This is a genomic window from Colwellia sp. E2M01 (assembly GCF_018860585.1).
Lineage (GTDB): Bacteria > Pseudomonadota > Gammaproteobacteria > Enterobacterales > Alteromonadaceae > Colwellia.
Map to the genome: position 1 here is coordinate 35,915 of NZ_JAHKPR010000002.1, position 14,079 is coordinate 49,993.

The following is a 14,079-nucleotide window of genomic DNA, read 5'->3' on the forward strand; positions in this document are numbered from 1 at the left end:
ACAACCAATAATTACAGCCACTTAACTTGTGGCTCGCATTTTGCTCTGCGTTCTGACATTAATAAAATTCACTTATCGAAACTATTCAAAATAGTTAATATTCACAGACAAGGTTTTATATGAGTCAATCGTCGTTTAAGCATAATTTTTTATCTTTTAAAGGTAGAGCCAAAATTCTTCACAGTACCTGGCTTGCTTTTTTTGTTACTTTTCTAGTTTGGTTCAGTCACGCACCTTTAATGTCAACCATACAAGAAAGTATGGGATTAACAGATATTGAAGTAAAAGTATTACTTATTCTCAATGTCGCGTTAACTATTCCTGCGCGCATTATTACCGGTATGTTAGTTGATAAATACGGACCTCGAAATTCTTATACCGCCATGTTAGTTGCAACGGCTGCATTATGTTTTTTCTTCGCCTTTGCTCAAACGTTTGAAGCATTAGCCCTTGCAAAGTTTTTGATGGGTTTTGTTGGTGCCGGTTTTGTTATTGGTATTCGTATGATCAGCGAATGGTACCCTGCTAACCAATTAGGTTTAGCTGAAGGCTTATATAAAGGCATGGGCAATGTTGGCTCAGCGGTAGGCGCTGGTAGTTTGGTTTATATTGCTAGTTTATTTGGTGGCGAGGATGGCTGGCGTTATGCTATCGCTTCAACAGGTGTTATCGCCCTACTTTATTCTGCATTTTATTATTATGCGGTAACAGACACACCTGCTGGCTCAACTTATTTCAAACCCAATAAATCAGGTGGCCTTGAACTCACCAGTAAGCGAGATTTTATTTTCTGCTTGGTATTTAATATTCCTATGGTGGCAGCGTTAGCTATTTTAACATGGCGAGTTACCGATTCAGGTGTTGTTGCAGGAACAGCGAATGAGATGATTATTGGTGCGGGATTATTAAGCGATTTTACTGCCTATTTCATTTATGGCTTATTATTAGCATTACTTGCTTATCAATCTTGGAAGTTATTCCAAGTGAATAAAGATATGTTGCAATCGCCTCCCGTTGATGAAATTTTACAATATAAATTTAAACAAGTAGCAATTTTAAGTATTGGTTATGGCGTAACCTTTGGCTCTGAATTAGCGGTGATTTCTATGTTGGCGCAATACTTTGAAAATACCTTTTTGGTCGCTGCGGCGGCGGCAGGTATGTTTGGTGCTTGTTTCGCAGCTGTTGATGTTCTTTCTTGTCCATCAGGCGGAATGATCAGCGATAAGCTAGGTAGAAAAAAACCATTAATTATTTTATTAAGTGGTGCAGCTGTAGGCTTTTTGGTTATGTCGATGATAACCCCAGAGTGGCCATTAGCCGCTGTGGTAGCAACCATGATGATTTGCTCTTTCTTTTTAGGCTCAGCAGCCGGTTGTGTGTTCGCCGTTGTACCTTTGGTTAAACGCAAACTAACGGGGCAAATTGCAGGCACTGTTGGCGCTTACGGTAATGTGGGTGCAGTGGTATTTTTATTGGTATTTTCGTTTGTAACACCGTCTGTATTTTTTGCCACTATTGGCGCAGGTATTGCTTTTGCCGTTTTATGTACTTTATTTTTAGATGAGCCTAAAGACAAAATGGCTGAAGTAATGCCTGATGGCACAGTACAAATGATTGATGTTCATTAGGGTTTCGCTAAAGACCAGAAATATATTGATAAGTAACTTTATACTTTACACAGGTGAGGATAATGGCAGAACATTCAAGTGAATTAAGCTTTACAGTAGCGCAGCGTTCAGTCGCAGGTAAAAAACCGCAAAACGAAGATGCTATTGGCATTCGACTTCCTAAAGACTCAACCTTAATTAATAAAGGCGCTGTTGCTGTTATTGCTGATGGAGTAAGTGCTGCCGAAGCCGGTAAAGAAGCCAGTGAAACCTGTGTACGTAATTTCTTATATGATTATTATTCTACCCCTGAGAGTTGGAGCGTTAAAAAATCGACCTCTCAAGTGTTAACGGCACTTAACCGTTGGCTGTATGGTCAAGGACAACAATATAATGATGCACAAAAGGGCTACATTAGTACCTTCAGCACCATTATTTTCAAATCGCAAACCGGCCATATTTTTCATGTTGGTGATACTCGTATTTACCGTCTACGTAATGGTGATTTAGAGCAATTGACTCGCGATCACAGCACTTATGTGAATGCCAAGCAAACTTACTTAGCCAGAGCCATGGGGCTAGATGTAAAGTTAGATGTAGATTATAAGAGTATTGATTTAGAAGTAGGTGATATTTATTTTTTAAGCACTGATGGCATTCATGATTTTATAAGTCATAAAGACATTGCTGCTGAATTAAAAATACTTAAAGCCGAAGACAACGAAATAGCATTTGAACAAGCTTGTGAAAAAATAATTGCTTTAGGATTAAAAGGCGGCAGTGGGGATAATCTAAGCTGTCAGATTTTACGAGTTGATCACTTGCCAACAAAAACCATGAATGAAGTGGGCAGAAAGCTGTCGGAGCTTCCTTTTCCTCCTTATTTAGAAGAAGGCGTGATCTTAGACGGCTACCGCGTAGAGAAGTGCTTACATATTAATAATCGCAGCCAAGTCTATGTAGTGCGCGATATTGACAGTAATGCACGCTATTGCATGAAAACACCATCGGTTAATTTTGACGACGATCTCGCCTATATAGAGCGCTTTATCATGGAAAGCTGGATGGGTAGTCGCATATCGAACCCTCATGTTGTTAAAGTTATCGAAAATAACAAAGATAAAAAATGGTTATATTACTTAACTGAATTCATTGAAGGGCGTACGCTCGAGCAATGGATCAAAGAAAATCCCAAACCCGCGGTACAAGATGTCGTTTATATATTAAATCAAATCAGCAAAGGCTTACGCGCTATGCACAAGCGTGAAATTTTGCATCAAGACATTAAACCCGGCAATATTATGATTGATAATAATGGTGAAGCGACCATTATCGATTTTGGCTCTTGTTATAGTAAAGGGATTGCTGAAATAGCCACTCCCCTTGATGAGCCTGGTGTATTGGGCACAGCAGGTTATTCTGCACCAGAAGTGGTTATTACCGGAAAAAGCACCATTCAATCTGAAGTGTTTTCGTTATCAGTACTTGCTTATGAAATGCTAACCGGTAAAGAGCCATTTTCAGGTAAACTCAGTAAATGTAGAACCAGCGAAGATTATTTAAAAACCAAGTACACACCGTGTTTTGATGAAAACCCTTTAGTGCCTATCTGGATAGATGGTGCCATTAAAAAAGGCTTACGATTTAATGCAGAGCGCCGTCATGAAGATGTATTAGAGCTAATGCATGAGTTACAAACCCCTAACTCTAAATATAAAACCACTCACAATGCTGCGTTAATGGATAAAAATCCGCTGCTATTTTGGCAGGTTATGTCGGGTATTTGGTTTACCGCTTTTATAATAGCGTTGGTATTTTAATAATTTAAGAAGTCGTTATTGGATATGAAAAATACACACAGCTGCATCAACAAACACCAAATCTGTTTGATTCAAGTGCCGTAATGAAAGGTGATATTCACCTATTGCCATGGTAGATGATGGAAAAAGTAATGTGGCACATGACGATACAGGATGTACCTTATAAGACAATGCAGGAGCATTATTGTCCTGATGTACCTGCATTACTATTAGGTCGAATGTTACCTTGAATGAAGGATACACTTGAGTAGCTGCTCCTAGGGAGTCAAGAGAGATGCCAGAGGCAGCCCCTCTCTTGGTGTCGTCGCTACCGCGACAAATACTATCAACAAATCATGTGAAATTTAGATGACTTATGGCAGGCACTATTCGTCCGTATCTTTGCTTCCCTTCTCACTCATCTCCTTTAACTGAGTTTTAACATCAATCCATTGCGACATATACTGTGTGCTTTTATGGTGATGATGATTAAGCATGCTGCCAATAAAATTAGTTTGACGGTGTTCAGTAATATGATTGCTAACTTGCGTTATTCTTTCAGCTAATTTAATTAATATCTCTGTTTGTTGAAACATTAACGCTGCATTTTTTTGACCTAAATCACTGGCAGTTTGCCAGCTTCTTTCATCTTGAAAAAGCTTTACCGCCGCATCAGCAATACCTTGCGGATCATTTGCTATCGCCCCAGCCCAAGGCAAATTGGTTTGCATACTTTCAATACCAATTTCGGTCGTAACCGAAGGCGTACTACAATACATGGCTTCTGCTAACTTACCTTTAATACCCGCACCAAAACGCAATGGTGCTAAGCAGATTTTGGCACTTTGCATAGCAAGTACGGCATCATCCACCCAGCCTTTAACTAAAAAACCTGACTTTTCATCATGTAAATCTGTCGCTTTTGGCGGCGGATAGGCTCCATAAATGTTCAATTTAGCGTTAGGTAGTTGTTTACGTATTAATGGCCATATTTGTTGCTTTAACCATAGTACGGCATCCCAATTAGGCGCGTGTCTAAAATTACCAATCGCCATAAAATCTTGTCGCTGTTGAAAGCTTGGATTTTGTTGAGATAATTGAGCGTCATTTAACATGAAAGGACAATAATGTAATAAGCTCGCATCAACTTTAAATAAACGCTGTAGTAGCTCAACCTCAATGCTTGAAATCATTAAACTAATGTCAGAACGAAATATGGCAGCGACTTCTCGCTTAGCCATATCACTGGTTAGCAAGTCTTGGTCGGTAAGTTCACGTTTTTCTTTATAGGCTTGATGACGAGCATTGCGTAAACAAAATAAATCTTCTGTGTCTAAAATTCGTAATGCATCAGGGCATTGCTCAATAACACGCCAGCCAAATTGCTCTTCCATCATAAAGCGATCAAACATTACCGCCTGTGGTTGTAGTACCTTAATGAAGTCATCAAAACTCGTGCAATTCAGACTAATATTTTCCACGCTGATATTTAACGCTTTTAAATCAACCATGTGATCGCTTTGTAGCGCAGGACTTGCAAAGGTAATGTGATAATTTTGTGCTTGAAAGAAGTTAATTAATTGCATCATACGGCTACCCGCCGCAGAAGAATTAGGCTCTGGCCAAACATAACCAATAATAAGAAGTTTTTTCATAAAGGAGTTAATAGTGTAACAAGTGGCTATATTTTGCCATAAAACGAACAGCCTTGTGCCATAAACCTAACTTAAAAACAAAAAACCGTTCGCAATGACTTACGAACGGCTTACTATTTTGCTTAACCTTTTAAGGTTATCTAGTTATATTAGTAACATCACAATGAGCTATTCACTAATTATGTTACTAATAACTCACTAGTGAGCTGCTTAACCTTGCGTATCCATTTCTGCTGGTGCTTCAGCTACTTGAATATCTAATAATTCAATTTCAAATTGTAGTACAGCGTTACCAGGAATACGTGGTGGGTTACCGTTAGGGCCGTACGCTAAATCTGAAGGGATAGTAAATTTATACTTAGAGCCAATAGGCATTAATTGTACGCCTTCAGTCCAACCTTGAATTACACGGTTAAGTGGGAAAACAGCTGGCTCGTTACGATCGTATGAGCTATCAAATGTTTCGCCATTTAAGAATGTGCCTTTATAATGCACAGTTACAGTATCTTCAGCTGAAGGTTTAGCGCCTTCACCTTCAGTAATAACTTCATACTGAATACCTGACTCAGTTACCATCACGCCTTCTTTTTTAGCGTTTTCTGCAAGAAAGTCAACACCTTCAGCTAAGCTAGCTTCAGCAGCTTCAACTAAAGCAGCTTGTTGTTTTTCTTTCATTGACGCGTCAAGGTTTTGCAATAACGTTTGAATTTCTTCTTGTTCGATTAGTGATTTACCTTCAATGCTGTCAACAAAACCATTTATGATAAGTGATTTGTCTAGCGATAAACCTAATTTGTCATGCTCTACTAGGTTACGTTGCATGTACATACCAATTGAGGCACCTAAACCATATGACTGTTTTTGTATTTCAGTATCAAGTACAGGCGCTTTGGCTTCTGCAACCACTTCTTCATTACAACCAACAACGGCAACTAATGCTAGGGCTACTAGGGTAGGCTTAAACAATTTCATTCATATCTCCATTTAATAATACAATTGGAGTGTTTCCCCAATCAAATATAAAACTGCGTTGTGATCTTAAATAAAATACTTAAATTAATTTTTCTAAATATTAACTCATCCAAATTAAAGTAAGATTAAGAATTAAGTAAAGATAACACTAAACAATTTCAAAAAAGAACTTATACTAACGATAAATGCCCAAATAAAAAAGTATTAATATCTTGTTAAATTGTAAATTGATTTTTCCATTAACCTTATTACTCTTAATTACTGCATGTAAACCTGTTACAGAGGAACCTTTACACCGTTGGCAATTGTCTGTGGAAGGGGCTTATGCGGGAGATATTGCCAGTAATGCTAATTATGCGGTAGTGTCATCTATTCATCACGGTTTAAGTGTGTGGGATTTAACAAAAAATCAACGTATTTATAATTGGGCACAAGAACAAAACAGCAGCGATAACTTAGTACTTTCGATTGATATTAGCGATAATGCTAGCCATGTAATGACGGCAAACCGAGAAAACTTTGCGTTGTGGAATATAACAACAGGGAAATCTGAAGGTTATTGGCAAGTTCGCGAGTCTACTATTAGAGATATTGCGGTAAGTAATGGTGGTGATTACTTACTTATTGGTAAAAGCAACGGCACAGTTGTGCATGTAAACGTTGATACAGGTAGACGGTTAGAGTTTTTAGGCCATAACGAAAAAATAAATACCGTAGATATGCTACCTAACGGACGTGTTGCCATATCAGGCGGCAATGATTTTACTGCTTACGTTTGGGACAGCAAATCAGGACAAGTAATTTATCAATTCAATCATACTTCGCGTGTGTCTAAAGTTGCCTTAGATCCAAAAGGCAGATATGCATTTTCTGCTGATAGTATGCAAGGTGCTTACCTTTGGGATCTAAAAACAGGTAAACGCATTAGTAGCTTACAAGGTACTAAACGACAAGAAGTGTTTAGTTCGATAAGTTTTTCACCTGATGGTAAAATCTTAGTTACTGGGGCTGCATCAAGAAAAGTCAGTGTCTGGGACATTGCCACCGGAAAACGCCTTTCACATTGGTTTGTTTCCCCTAAAGATGCAAATAGACCGACTGGTGCTGTTGTGTATGGCGTTGCATTTGGCGATAATAACAACCTCTTAACGATAAGCTCATCAGGATATGTTGAATCATGGCCAATCACGAAGTAACTTTAAGCGCACACGACGCCAATTCGAATTATATACAACAACTTGAAGAACGTGTGGATGATTTAGAATCACGCAATGTATTTCAAGATGATGTTATTGAGCAGCTAAGTCAAGAGCTTACCGCTCACAACAGTCAATTGTCTGAATTAAAACAACAATTACAGTTAGTGGCTAAACGCTTAAAAGACAGCAGTATGTTATCAGGCGATACAGAAGAAATTGAGCCACCACCGCCGCATTATTAGAACTATCTATTTAAACTATCTATAGAAAGAAAAAGTACTAATTGATAATCATCAACTAGTACTTTTTCTTTCTTTAATACTTCTTAAATCTCTAACGAAAAGCAGCATATAACAGAATAATTTGAAGCTGTATGGGTTAATTAGAAAGAAGGAGCACGGAGTTGACGCTAGTCAATGAGTACTTCTGATGAACTAATTAATCAATACAGCAATAAATTAACTGTTATAAGAAGAAGGTGCGCGGAGTTGACGTTAGTCAATGAGTACTTCTGATGAACTAATTAGCTTATTACAACAATAAATTAGCTGTTATCAAGGTTTGAATACACCAATAACCTGCTCATGCTGACGTACTACTTTTTCAACTTGCTCTTCGGTTTGTACCATTTGCTCTCCACAAACCACACAGGTTACTTTTTCAACATTATTTTCTTTCGTTAACGCTAAGGTGTCCATTGCTTTACATTTTGGACAAACGGCGCCAGCAATAAACCTTTTTTTTGATACTTTGCTCATTTTTATCTGCTACTTATCAGTATTAATATTCAATTATCGCTATTTTACCTTGAATAGTAGCCATAGGAAAAGCGACAATGCACCTGCATTTTATTAGCGCGTATTATTAAAGCTATTTTACCGCTAAATACATTGCTTTTTATATTGCTATTTTACCGAGGAATAACCATTGATCGTAGCCACAGACTTAAGTTTAGATAGAGGCGCTAAAAATCTCATCAAATCATCTAGTTTTACAATTCACCCTAATCATAAAGTGGGTTTAGTGGGCAGTAATGGCTGTGGAAAGTCCTCGTTATTTGCGGCGTTATTAGGTGATTTAGCGCCTGACTCTGGTGATTTATCTATGCCTAGTAGTTGGGATATTGCTACGGTAAAGCAAGAAACTCCATCGTTAGAGCAAAGTGCATTAGATTACGTGATGGATGGCGACACAGAATATCGCCAATTAGAAAAAGAATTAGATCAGGCTCGTATTAATGATAACGGTACACTAGAAGCCACCATCATTAATAAAATAGATACCATTAACGGCTACAGTTTGCCTGCTCGCGCCGGTGAATTACTGCATGGTTTAGGTTTTTTACAATCGCAGCTTGATAACCCAGTAAAAGATTTTTCCGGTGGTTGGCGTATGCGTTTAAACTTAGCGCAAGCGCTTATATCACGCGCTGACTTATTACTTCTCGATGAGCCAACCAACCATTTAGACTTAGATGCGGTAATTTGGCTACAGCGTTGGTTAAAACGCTTTACCGGCACACTAGTGCTTATTTCACATGACCGAGATTTTCTGGATACAGTTATCGGTCAAATTTTACATATTGAACACCAACGCGCCAAATTATACAGCGGCAATTACACTGCTTTTGAACGTCAACGCCGAGAGCATTTAGCGCAGCAAGACGCGCAATATCAAAAACAACAAAAAGAAGCGGCACACTTAACTGCTTTTGTTGATCGTTTTCGCGCCAAAGCCAGTAAAGCTAAACAAGCACAAAGTCGTTTAAAACGTTTAGAAAAGCTACCCGATTTAGCGCCAGCGCATGTTGATAGTCAATTTACTTTTAGCTTTGAAGAGCCTGAAAGCCTACCCTACCCGCTATTATCTTTAACTGAAAGTCAGTGTGGTTATGCAAAATCAGAAAAATCTGAACAAACTATTATTTTAGATGATGTAGGTTTAACTTTGGTACCAGGTAGCCGTATTGGTTTACTTGGCCGAAACGGCGCAGGTAAATCAACCCTTATTAAATCCTTAGCAGGCGAATTAGCTTTACTTAATGGCGAGCGTTATTGCGCACAAGAGTTAAAAGTCGGTTATTTTTCGCAACATCAATTAGAACAATTACATGCGCCATCAAGCCCTGTTGATCATATATTGCGGTCAAAACCTGAACTAGGTGAACCACAAGCACGAACTTTTCTAGGTAAATTTGGCTTTAGTGGCGATCAAGCTTTATCACAAGTAGCGACTATGTCAGGTGGTGAAAAAGCCCGCTTAGTTTTGGCGTTAATTGTTTTAGAAAAACCACAACTATTACTTCTTGATGAGCCAACTAACCATTTAGATTTAGAAATGCGTCAAGCCTTAGTAATGGCACTGCAAGACTTTGGTGGTGCAATAATTTTGATTGCCCATGATAGGTTTTTACTCGAATCTTGTGTTGATGAGTTTTATCTTGTTGCTAACGGCCGCGTAAGCGACTTTAGTGGTGATATTGATGATTATCAGCAGTGGCTTAACGACGATAAGAAACAAACCGTACAATCGATTAAATCAGAGCAGCAAAATAGTAATAGCAACGACAAAGGTTTAGACAAAAAACAATTACGTCAACAACAAGCCGAGCTTAGAAAAAAAGCCGCACCACTGCGTAAAGAAGCTGACAAGTTAGAGAAAAAAATCACGCAATGGCAGACAGAAATGACCGCAATTGAAACCTTATTAAGTGATACTGATCTTTATCAAGCTGAGCGTAAAACTGAATTAACCGATTTATTAAAAAAGCAGGCTGATTTAAAAAATAACCTTGAAGAAAACGAAATGGTTTGGCTGGAACTCGCTGAAGAAATAGAAGAGATAATGTCTGTTCCTGAATAATACCGGATCCTGAATAATGTCATCTATACTGAAATAACATTATTATTTAAATAACTCACTGAAAAAATACAGACACATCGCAAGAGGAAATAACATGAACACTAAAATATTACTGTTTACCTTAACATTACTAAGCACAGTACTAACTAGCTTCTCTGTGTTAAGTCAAGACGATAACCTAGACTTAGGTATTTATGAATTAAATCGCGGAGAGTTTCACAAAGCTATCGCACTTATTGAACCACTCGTCGCTGAAGGTTACGCACCCGCACAATATCAAATGGCGTTAATTTATCAAAATGGTTACGGTGTTCGCAAAGATGGATTAAAAGCCCTTGAGTTATTCACTCTGGCCGCTGATAAAAATAACCCAGATGCACAGTTTGAATTATCCTTGTATTACTCTAGCGGTAAATTTGTGAAGAAAGATCTTAAAAAAGCTTTTGAATTAACCCATAAAGCCGCCAAAAAAGACATTCTCAGTGCGCAGTTTAATTTAGCGGTAATGTACGCTAATGGCTTAGGTGTAGAACAAGATGACTTTAAAGCATCACGTTGGTACAAAAGTGCTGCTAACCAAAACTATGCGCTAGCGCAATATAACTTAGCGTTACTTTATAGCGAAGGCAAAGGCGTAGAGAAAAGCGACGACTTATCTTATGTATGGAATACCATAGCTGCTTGGAATGGTTACCCAAATGCAGAAAAAAGTAGACAAATGGATGCCCGTAATATGTCACAAAGAATGGTTGAAGAGAACACCCAAAAAGCCACTAAGCTATACCAAGATATGGTTACTACACAAGAGAACAAAGCAAGAATAGCTGAAGCACAGCGTTTATATTAAACACTGCTTTACATGAAGCACTGCTATGATGACTATTCTAACATCAAACTATATTGCATAAAGCACACATTATATTGATCTAAATCAGACTAATTGTTGAACAACTCGACTACACTGGATTTATTGTAAATGTCCTAGAAAGTCACTTGTAAAGTGAGGAGTTCACCATGAATCTATTAACAATGTTAACCAGCGACCCTATTGTAATGTTTGCTTTTGGCGGTATCGCTATTATGTTGGGTATATGTGCTTTTTATGTATATTACTTTATGTCACATATCAAAAATGGACTGTAGCAAGTTTTAATAACAAGTTATTCGTATTAGTCAAATTACACGAATAGCTTGTTAACCTAATATTCTTCTCCCCTTGAAAACCACTTTATTTCAATTGTTTTAAGTGCAAATCAATACGAATCCATTTCGCCTTTTGCCAATCGGCGTTACAATGCTACCTCATTATTGATAACCCAAACATTAAGCATAAGCTCCCGTATGATTATCCCATTAGAACAGCTACCGACTGAAACATTAACCGCTATTATTGAAGACTTTATTTTACGAGAAGGCACAGAGTACGGCGCTGAAGATGTAACTAAACAAGCTAAAATAGCTCAAGTTAAGCAACAACTTGAGCAAGGCGATGCGGTATTGGTTTATTCTGAATTGCACGAAAGTGTTAATATTTTACCAAGTGATCAATTTCAAGCGGGTATGGAAGAACAGGCATAAAAAAACCAGTGACTTAGCACTGGCTTATAAAATTAGCATGACGCTATTCATATATTTTACGATGCGGCTTAATAATTTTCTGCCAAGGTATATCTTGCGAGCCTAAACTAAGAAAATCAGGGTTCAGTAAACTTTCACGTTTATTATAACTAAGTGGATTAAATTCACTATCAATGATATTACCACCAGCTTGCTCTAAAATACATTGGCTAGCGCCTGTATCCCACTCACCGGTAACACCAACACGTACATAACAATCGGCACCACCTTCGGCAATCAAACAGTTTTTCAATGAACAACTACCTAAGGCAACATGCTCATAATCAAAGTCATCGTTAAGGTATTGCCCCATTAAAGCTAAATGCTGACGACGGCTTATCGCTACTTTAATACGGCGTTTTTCTTCGTATTGAGCAACTTTAATAGCGTAACTTGCCTCAAAGTTTTCTTTAAAAGCGCCGAGATCTTTTTGTCCATAATAAGTAAGGCCGTGATCAGGTGCATGAATAACCCCTATGGTTGGCCAACCATTTTCAACTAAGGCTACATTGACTGCAAAATCGCCACTACCAATTATAAACTCACCGGTACCATCAATAGGATCAAGTAACCAATAACGAGACCAATCTTTACGGTCACTCAGCTGCACTGCACCCACTTCTTCGGAGATAATAGGAATATCAGGGGTTAGCGTTTTAAGCTGATCCATTAATATATCGTTAGCGGCAATATCCGCACTTGTTACTGGACTTTCATCGGCTTTAGTTTCTTGTGTGTAGTTACCTTGGCGATAGTACTTCATGACTTCAACGCCAGCTTTTTTGGCGCTTTGTAAAGCTATATTCAGTAAGTTCTCTTGGCTCATTATGATATCCCGCCTATTTATATCTATTCTATTACTTCTTATCTGAATTCAGGCTTTAAATTCTATTGAAATATTGGGTAAATCATTCTCTTAAATGATGTCTTTAAAACAATAGCTCTGAAAAGTAATATTAATCTGTTAACTTTGCAGAAAATCACGTAATAACATTAATGCAGCAATACTACGCGCTTCGGTAAAATCTTCCTGCTGTAATAGTTCTTTATAGTCCTTTATTGACCAAGTTACCACCTCAAGAGGCTCTGGCTCATCTCCTTCAAGTACTGAGCTGTATAATTCTTTGGCTAAAAAGATGGTCATTTTGGCATTAAAAAATGCAGGAGCCATCATTAACTCTGATAATTTATGTAAATCTTTACTGGCAAAGCCTACTTCTTCTTGTAGCTCTCTATTAGCGGCATGTTCAGCTAACTCACCTTCATCAATCAAGCCTTTAGGAAAGCCCAGTAAATAACTGTGGGTGCCTGCACAATACTCTCGCACTAACAATAAAGTATCGTCATCAATCATTGGCACTATCATGACAGCGCCTCTACCTGAGCCCATCATGCGCTCGTACTGTCGTTGTTCACCATTACTGAAAGTCAGATCTATTTGCTCAATACCAAACAATGCACTTTTAGCCACTTGCTTGCGATCAGTAATAATTGGCAATTGATTTTTATTAGACATATTACAAACTACATTTATTAATTTTATCACTCAGATATCGCTATAATGACACGATAAACAATACTTTTGGAATAGCTAAGTGTTAATATTTATACGCATTACAAAGTAATTAAATGAATATTTTTTGAGGAACTATCAAAAATGACGAAGATTAATTGGTCAAAAATAAACACCGTACTCTTAGACATGGATGGAACCCTACTTGATCTTAATTTTGATACCGAATTTTGGTTAGAACATATCCCTTTAATCATAGCTAAAAAACATAAAATAACACTGCAACAAGCTAAACAAGAGATGATGGCAAAATATAGTGCTGTACAGGGTAAAATAGAATGGTATTGCTTAGACTATTGGCAACAACAATTAGATTTACCCATCATTAAACTAAAACATGAATTAAGTCATTTAATTAAGCTCAGGCCTGACACTATACCCTTTTTAGATGCCCTTAAAGCCTGTGGGAAAAGAGTTGTATTAGTAACTAACGCACATCCTGATTCACTCAGTTTAAAAATAGAAAAGACGCAATTAGATAGCCATATTGATGAATTAATTTCCTGCCATACTTTTGGTACAACAAAAGAAAATCAATCATTATGGCAACAATTACAGCAGTCGCTTAATTTTGATAATGAATCAACATTATTCGTCGATGATTCTCAACAAGTATTATTAGCGGCACAAGAATTTGGTATAAAGTACATTATGGCGGTAGCAAATCCTAACAGTAAAATCCCCGCTAAAAATATTGAGGGCTTTATTAATATTGTTGATTATAGAAGGCTATTATCTGAAATTAACTAACTTGAAATTAACTAACTTGAAATTAACTAACCTGATGTGATG

Annotated in this window: 15 protein-coding genes; 9 read left to right on the forward strand and 6 right to left on the reverse strand. The window is 37.6% G+C overall.

The window, feature by feature from the left end; genetic code table 11:
• Positions 1–119: 119 nt before the first annotated feature.
• The gene (locus KO502_RS00365) at positions 120–1,631 is read left to right on the forward strand and encodes an MFS transporter (RefSeq protein ID WP_216020572.1); all 1,512 of its coding nucleotides are present in this window, start codon (positions 120–122) and stop codon (positions 1,629–1,631) included.
• Positions 1,632–1,693: 62 nt separating this feature from the next.
• A complete protein-coding gene (locus KO502_RS00370; protein WP_216020573.1) occupies positions 1,694–3,430 on the forward strand; it encodes a bifunctional protein-serine/threonine kinase/phosphatase in 1,737 nt (578 codons plus the stop codon).
• A 15-nt stretch (positions 3,431–3,445) separates the two neighbouring features.
• On the opposite strand, the gene KO502_RS00375 is transcribed toward KO502_RS00370, so the two are convergent.
• The 3 genes from KO502_RS00375 to KO502_RS00385 all read right to left on the reverse strand — a co-directional run bounded on the left by KO502_RS00375 (position 3,446) and on the right by KO502_RS00385 (position 6,036).
• A complete protein-coding gene (locus KO502_RS00375; RefSeq protein WP_216020574.1) occupies positions 3,446–3,673 on the reverse strand; it encodes a hypothetical protein in 228 nt (75 codons plus the stop codon).
• 122 nt (positions 3,674–3,795) lie between these two features.
• Positions 3,796–5,064 (reverse strand): glycosyltransferase, encoded by a 1,269-nt coding sequence (locus tag KO502_RS00380; RefSeq protein WP_216020575.1) that lies wholly within the window; start codon positions 5,062–5,064, stop codon positions 3,796–3,798.
• Between the two features lie 210 nt (positions 5,065–5,274).
• Positions 5,275–6,036, reverse strand: coding sequence for an FKBP-type peptidyl-prolyl cis-trans isomerase (locus KO502_RS00385; protein ID WP_216020576.1), 762 nt, complete (start codon positions 6,034–6,036; stop codon positions 5,275–5,277).
• Positions 6,037–6,248: 212 nt separating this feature from the next.
• Between KO502_RS00385 and KO502_RS00390 the strand changes: the two genes are divergently transcribed.
• Both KO502_RS00390 and KO502_RS00395 read left to right on the forward strand, forming a co-directional pair.
• On the forward strand, positions 6,249–7,232 hold the full coding sequence (locus tag KO502_RS00390) for a PQQ-binding-like beta-propeller repeat protein (protein WP_216020577.1): 984 nt from the start codon (positions 6,249–6,251) through the stop codon (positions 7,230–7,232).
• Positions 7,214–7,477 carry a SlyX family protein gene (locus KO502_RS00395; RefSeq protein WP_216020578.1) on the forward strand — a complete coding sequence of 88 codons (264 nt, stop codon included), beginning with the start codon at positions 7,214–7,216 and terminating at the stop codon, positions 7,475–7,477. The genes KO502_RS00390 and KO502_RS00395 overlap by 19 nt, the downstream gene beginning before the upstream one ends.
• Before the next feature lie 312 nt (positions 7,478–7,789).
• Here KO502_RS00395 and KO502_RS00400 read toward each other — a convergent pair whose 3' ends face one another.
• Entirely contained in the window at positions 7,790–7,993 is a 204-nt protein-coding gene (locus KO502_RS00400; RefSeq protein WP_216020579.1) for a YheV family putative zinc ribbon protein, read from the reverse strand.
• Between the two features lie 169 nt (positions 7,994–8,162).
• On the opposite strand from KO502_RS00400, the gene KO502_RS00405 reads away from it, so the two are divergent.
• From KO502_RS00405 to KO502_RS00420, 4 genes are all read left to right on the forward strand, one after another.
• Positions 8,163–10,097, forward strand: a complete 1,935-nt coding sequence (locus KO502_RS00405; protein WP_216020580.1) for an ATP-binding cassette domain-containing protein — start codon at positions 8,163–8,165, stop codon at positions 10,095–10,097.
• A 94-nt stretch (positions 10,098–10,191) separates the two neighbouring features.
• Positions 10,192–10,944, forward strand: a complete 753-nt coding sequence (locus KO502_RS00410) for a tetratricopeptide repeat protein (RefSeq protein WP_216020581.1) — start codon at positions 10,192–10,194, stop codon at positions 10,942–10,944.
• A gap of 167 nt (positions 10,945–11,111) precedes the next feature.
• Positions 11,112–11,240: a DUF3149 domain-containing protein gene (locus tag KO502_RS00415; protein ID WP_216020582.1), complete on the forward strand. Its 129-nt coding sequence runs from the start codon at positions 11,112–11,114 to the stop codon at positions 11,238–11,240.
• A 198-nt stretch (positions 11,241–11,438) separates the two neighbouring features.
• A complete protein-coding gene (locus tag KO502_RS00420) occupies positions 11,439–11,675 on the forward strand; it encodes a YheU family protein (RefSeq protein ID WP_216020583.1) in 237 nt (78 codons plus the stop codon).
• Between the two features lie 43 nt (positions 11,676–11,718).
• On the opposite strand, the gene cysQ is transcribed toward KO502_RS00420, so the two are convergent.
• On the reverse strand, positions 11,719–12,540 hold the full coding sequence (cysQ, locus tag KO502_RS00425) for a 3'(2'),5'-bisphosphate nucleotidase CysQ (RefSeq protein ID WP_216020584.1): 822 nt from the start codon (positions 12,538–12,540) through the stop codon (positions 11,719–11,721).
• A 138-nt stretch (positions 12,541–12,678) separates the two neighbouring features.
• The gene (gene nudE / locus KO502_RS00430) at positions 12,679–13,230 is read right to left on the reverse strand and encodes an ADP compounds hydrolase NudE (RefSeq protein ID WP_216020585.1); all 552 of its coding nucleotides are present in this window, start codon (positions 13,228–13,230) and stop codon (positions 12,679–12,681) included.
• A gap of 141 nt (positions 13,231–13,371) precedes the next feature.
• On the opposite strand from nudE, the gene yrfG reads away from it, so the two are divergent.
• Entirely contained in the window at positions 13,372–14,037 is a 666-nt protein-coding gene (yrfG, locus tag KO502_RS00435; protein ID WP_216020586.1) for a GMP/IMP nucleotidase, read from the forward strand.
• Positions 14,038–14,079 lie beyond the last annotated feature (42 nt).

Excerpts from the sequence above, each read along its gene's own strand:
- KO502_RS00365 (WP_216020572.1), top strand. The coding sequence starts at position 120 with ATGAGTCAATCGTCGTTTAAGCATAATTTTTTATCTTTTAAAGGTAGA.
- KO502_RS00370 (WP_216020573.1), top strand. The coding sequence starts at position 1,694 with ATGGCAGAACATTCAAGTGAATTAAGCTTTACAGTAGCGCAGCGTTCA.
- KO502_RS00380 (WP_216020575.1), bottom strand. The coding sequence starts at position 5,064 with ATGAAAAAACTTCTTATTATTGGTTATGTTTGGCCAGAGCCTAATTCT.
- KO502_RS00385 (WP_216020576.1), bottom strand. The coding sequence starts at position 6,036 with ATGAAATTGTTTAAGCCTACCCTAGTAGCCCTAGCATTAGTTGCCGTT.
- KO502_RS00395 (WP_216020578.1), top strand. The coding sequence starts at position 7,214 with ATGGCCAATCACGAAGTAACTTTAAGCGCACACGACGCCAATTCGAAT.
- KO502_RS00400 (WP_216020579.1), bottom strand. The coding sequence starts at position 7,993 with ATGAGCAAAGTATCAAAAAAAAGGTTTATTGCTGGCGCCGTTTGTCCA.
- KO502_RS00410 (WP_216020581.1), top strand. The coding sequence starts at position 10,192 with ATGAACACTAAAATATTACTGTTTACCTTAACATTACTAAGCACAGTA.
- KO502_RS00415 (WP_216020582.1), top strand. The coding sequence starts at position 11,112 with ATGAATCTATTAACAATGTTAACCAGCGACCCTATTGTAATGTTTGCT.
- KO502_RS00420 (WP_216020583.1), top strand. The coding sequence starts at position 11,439 with ATGATTATCCCATTAGAACAGCTACCGACTGAAACATTAACCGCTATT.
- cysQ (WP_216020584.1), bottom strand. The coding sequence starts at position 12,540 with ATGAGCCAAGAGAACTTACTGAATATAGCTTTACAAAGCGCCAAAAAA.
- nudE (WP_216020585.1), bottom strand. The coding sequence starts at position 13,230 with ATGTCTAATAAAAATCAATTGCCAATTATTACTGATCGCAAGCAAGTG.
- yrfG (WP_216020586.1), top strand. The coding sequence starts at position 13,372 with ATGACGAAGATTAATTGGTCAAAAATAAACACCGTACTCTTAGACATG.